At 67.5% G+C, this 4,444-nt stretch carries 4 protein-coding genes and 1 pseudogene; 4 read left to right on the top strand and 1 reads right to left on the bottom strand.

Going from position 1 to position 4,444, the window contains the following annotated elements:
- Nucleotides 1-196 (bottom strand): helix-turn-helix domain-containing protein (locus AC1DYI_RS27675; protein WP_477207336.1); only part of this gene is annotated, 196 nt, incomplete at its 3' end.
- A gap of 87 nt (nucleotides 197-283) precedes the next feature.
- On the opposite strand from AC1DYI_RS27675, the gene hpaH reads away from it, so the two are divergent.
- The 4 genes and pseudogenes from hpaH (at nucleotide 284) to AC1DYI_RS27655 (ending at nucleotide 4,440) form a co-directional block, all read left to right on the top strand.
- Nucleotides 284-1,087: a 2-oxo-hept-4-ene-1,7-dioate hydratase gene (hpaH, locus tag AC1DYI_RS27670; RefSeq protein WP_477207335.1), complete on the top strand. Its 804-nt coding sequence runs from the start codon at nucleotides 284-286 to the stop codon at nucleotides 1,085-1,087.
- On the top strand, nucleotides 1,087-2,487 hold the full coding sequence (locus AC1DYI_RS27665; protein WP_477207334.1) for an FAD-binding oxidoreductase: 1,401 nt from the start codon (nucleotides 1,087-1,089) through the stop codon (nucleotides 2,485-2,487). Before hpaH ends, AC1DYI_RS27665 begins: the two co-directional genes overlap by 1 nt.
- Nucleotides 2,484-3,902 (top strand): annotated as a pseudogene (locus AC1DYI_RS27660) (aldehyde dehydrogenase family protein); the annotation flags it as partial. The gene AC1DYI_RS27665 and the pseudogene AC1DYI_RS27660, both read left to right, overlap by 4 nt.
- Before the next feature lie 73 nt (nucleotides 3,903-3,975).
- Entirely contained in the window at nucleotides 3,976-4,440 is a 465-nt protein-coding gene (locus AC1DYI_RS27655) for a DODA-type extradiol aromatic ring-opening family dioxygenase (protein ID WP_477207337.1), read from the top strand.
- Nucleotides 4,441-4,444: the final 4 nt, after the last annotated feature.

The following is a 4,444-nucleotide window of genomic DNA, read 5'->3' as shown; positions in this document are numbered from 1 at the left end:
CCGCCGACGAGACCGCGACCTTGCGCGTGCTGCGGTCGAACAGCCGAAAACCGATGGCGGTCTCCAGCTCGGCGATGAGCTGGCTGACCGCCGACGGCGTGAGCGCCAGCCGCTGGCCGGCGGCGCTGAAGCTGCGCAGCTCGGCCACGGTGACGAAGGCTTCGAGTTGGCGAGGGCTGAAGCGCGGCAGCGGCATGGCGGCAGTCGATTGATTAGCTCAGCTTGAATATAGGTCAGTATTCATCGCTTGTGGTTGTGAACCGGTCGACCGACACTTCGCCGCATGCTGAGCCCCGACATCCATCGCCAACTGGCGCACGAGCTGCGCGAAGCCGAGCGCACGCGCACGGCCATCCCTCAGTTCAGCCGTCGATTCGACGGGCTGGAGATCGCCGACAGCTACGCGATCCAGCGCGAATGGATGGCGCTGAAACTCGCCGAGGGCCGGCGCGTCGTCGGCCACAAGATCGGCCTGACCTCGCGGGCGATGCAGATCGCCTCGCAGATCACCGAGCCCGACTACGGCGCGCTGCTCGACGACATGGTGTTCCACAGCGGCGCCGAGCTTGAAGCGGCGCGCTTCCTGGTGCCGCGGTTGGAGGTCGAACTGGCCTTCGTGCTGGCTCGGCCGCTGAAGGGCCCGCACGTGACGCTGGCCGACGTGCTGGGCGCGACCGACCACGTGATGCCGGCGCTGGAACTGATAGACGCCCGCATCGAGCAGTTCTGCCGCGAGACCAAGGCGCCGCGCAAGGTCACCGACACGATCGCCGACAACGCCGCCAGTGCCGGCATCGTGCTGGGTGGCCGTGCGGTCAAGCCCGACGCGGTCGACTTGCGCTGGTGCGGTGCGCTGCTGATCAAGAACGGCGTGGTCGAAGAGTCGGGCCTCGCTGCCGCGGTGCTGAACCATCCCGGCAACGGCGTGGCGTGGCTGGCCAACAAGCTGGCGCTGCACGGCGAAGGGCTGGCCGCTGGGGAGATCGTGCTCGGCGGTTCGTTCACGCGRCCGGTAGCCTGCGCAGCGGGCGACGTGTTCGAGGCCGACTACGGCCGGCTCGGCGTCATCCACGTCCGGTTCGCCTGATGGACCTCGCGACCTTGCGCGCCGCGTTCAGCGGCCGGCTGCACACGGACGCAGCCGAGATGGCGCCTTTCCTGACCGACTGGCGTCGCAAGTGGACCGGCCAGGCGATCGCCGTGGTGCAACCCGACACGGCCGACGATGTGGCCGCGGTGTTGCGCTGGTGCCATGCGAACCGCATGCCGGTCGTGCCGCAGGGCGGCAACACCGGCCTGTCCGGTGGCGCGACGCCGGACGGGTCAGGCCAAGCGCTGGTGTTGTCGCTGACGCGCTTGAAGCGCATACGATCGGTCGACCCGGTCAACCAGACGATCGAAGCCGAAGCCGGCGTCACGTTGCAGCAGCTGCAAGATGCGGCGTGCGAAGCGGGGCGCTTGTTCCCCTTGAGTCTGGCCGCACAGGGCAGTTGCACGATCGGCGGCAACCTGGCCACCAACGCCGGCGGCGTGCAGGTGCTTCGTTATGGCAATGCGCGCGAGCTGTGCCTCGGGCTGGAGGTGGTGACACCCGACGGCCAGGTCTGGAACGGTTTGCGCGGCCTGCGCAAGGACAACACCGGCTACGACCTGCGAGACCTCTACATCGGCAGCGAAGGCACGCTGGGCGTGATCACGGCGGCGGTGTTGAAGCTGTTTCCGCTGCCTGCAGCCCAGTTGGCCGCCTTCGTGGCCGTGCCGTCGCCGCAGGCTGCGACCGAGCTGCTGCAGTTGGCGCAGTCTCGGCTGGGCGCCGGGCTGACCGCGTTCGAGTTGATGGGAGACACGTGCATCGCATTGGTCGAAAAACACGTGCCGGCCGCAAGGCTGCCGCTGGCGGATCGTTCACCCTGGTATGTGCTGATCGAGCTGAGCGATACGCAAGACGAAGCCCATGCCAACAGCGCGCTGGAGAGCTTGCTGGAGCTTGCGATCGAGCAGGGCTGTGCGACCGACGCCGCGGTGTCCACCACCCTGGCGCAGTTCCGCGCGCTGTGGGCGCTGCGCGAAGACATCTCCGAATCGCAGGGCGCTGAAGGCAAGACGATCAAGCACGACATCGCGCTGCCGATCTCGCGCATCGCGGGCTTTGTCGAGGCAACGACAGCGGCTGTCGCGCAGGCCTTTCCTGGCCTGCGTGCGGTGACCTTCGGCCACCTGGGCGACGGCAACCTGCACTACAACTTCTCGCCCGCACCGGGCCAGCCCGAAGCCGAGTTCATCGCGCTCGAAGGCTCACTGAACCGCCTGGTGCACGACGCGGTCGCGGCCGCCGGCGGCTCGATCTCGGCCGAGCATGGGCTGGGTGTGCTGCGGCGTGATGAATCAGCACGCTACAAGTCGCCGATCGAGTTGCAGCTGATGCGCGCGATCAAGACAGCGTTCGATCCCCTGAACCTGATGAACCCTGGAAAGGTGCTCTCGTGACCTCTGCATTGCTCGACGTGGCCGGCGTGGCCGTGTCGCCCGACCACTACATCGGCGGCCGCCGTGTCGCGTCCGCCGCCAGTTTCGCGCTGCAATCGCCGATCGACCAACGCCTGCTCGGCCACGTGGGCGAAGCGTCGGCCGGCGATGTGGACGCGGCCATCCGCGCGGCTGCGGCCGCGTTCCCCGCCTGGGCCGCCTTGAGCGCCGCCGAGCGCCAGCCGCTGCTCAATCGTTTCGCCGACGAGATCGGCAAACGTGCCGATGATTTCTGCGTCGTCGAGAGCAACGATGCCGGTGTGCTGCTGAGCCGGATGCGCCACGGTGTGGTGCCGCGCGCGATGCTGAACATCCGCTGGTTCGCCGAGCATGCGCTGACGCTGCAGGACCGCAAGATCACGACCGAGCAGGCGACTCACCACATTCGCCACGACCCAGCCGGCGTGGTGGCGATCATCACGCCGTGGAACGCGCCGCTGATGCTGGCGACCTGGAAGATCGGCCCGGCTCTCGCGGCGGGCAACACGGTGATCCTGAAGGCACCGGAGTGGGCACCGCTGACCTCGTCGCTGCTGGCCGATTGCGCTGAAGCGGCCGGCCTGCCGCCGGGCGTGTTCAACTTGCTGCAGGGCACGGGGGCCAACACTGGCGCGGCGCTCGTCAGCGACCCGCGCTTGGCGCGCATCTCGTTCACCGGTTCGGTGCCGACCGCGAAGTGGATCGCGCAGGCCGCCGGCGCCAACCTCGTGCCCTGCAGCCTGGAGCTGGGCGGCAAGAGCCCGTTCATCGTGCTGGAAGACGCCGACATCGACAACGCCGCGGCGACAGGCGCCCTGATGTACCGCAACGCGGGCCAGGTCTGCCTGGCAGGCACGCGCCTGCTGGTGCACGAGAAGATCACCGACAGCTACGTCGAGGCGCTGCGCGACTACGTTGCCAAGCTGAGGGTGGGAGACCCGCGCGACGAGGCAACCGAGGTCGGGCCCATCGTCCACCCGCGGCAGGTCGAGCGGGTGATGGACTTCGTCAACCGCGCGATGGTGGGCGGCGCCCAGCTGCTGTGGGGTGGGAAGCCGCACCCCTTCGGCGCGCAGTATGTCGAGCCCAYACTGTTGACGAACCTGCGGCAGAACGACGAGATCGTGCAGACCGAGGTCTTCGGCCCGGTGTTGACGCTGCAGACCTTTGCCAGCGACGAAGAGGCGATCACACTCGCCAACGGCACTGACTACGGCCTCGGCGGTGTCTGCTACGGCGAGACCACGCACGCCACCGCGGTGGCTGAAGCTGTGCGCACCGGCTTCATCTGGGTCAACAGCTTCGGCATCCGCGACTTGGCAGCACCCTTCGGTGGCGTCAAGCGCTCTGGCATTGGACGTGAAGGCGGCGAATGGAGCTTCGATTTCTTCTGCGACGTGAAGGACGTGGTCGTACCGACCAAGCCCTTCCGCGCCAGCTTCAGCCAACGCYGATCGAGGGTCACAAACAATGGGACAGATTGTTGGCGCCGCGCTCGTCTCGCACCACCCGGGCCTGATGCAATGCGAAGAATTCCGCCGCCTGATGGGCGCCGGCGAAGACTCGGACCTGATCGCCGGCTACGCGAGGCTGCGCGACAAGATCGCGGCAGTGAAGCCGGACGTGGTGATGATCTTCGACTCGCACTGGTTCACCACCGGCTACCACCTGATCGATGCCGGCGCGCGCTACCAAGGCATGTACGTGTCCGACGAGATGCCGTGGTACCTGCACGGCGTGCCGTACGACTACCGCGGTCACCCGGAATTGGCACGCAGCATCGAAGCGGTCGCGCGCGAGCACAAGGTGCAAAGCCGCGCGATCGAGCACCCAGACATCGGCCGCCACTACGCGACGATCACTGTGGTCAAGCAGTTGCGACTCGAAGCCACCCAGATCGTTGCGGTCAGGTCGTGCCAGTACTGTGAGCCGTAGCACT

It is taken from the genome of Ideonella sp. P3_A4 (assembly GCF_056403075.1).
This window is presented reverse-complemented; position numbering and strand designations above follow the sequence as displayed.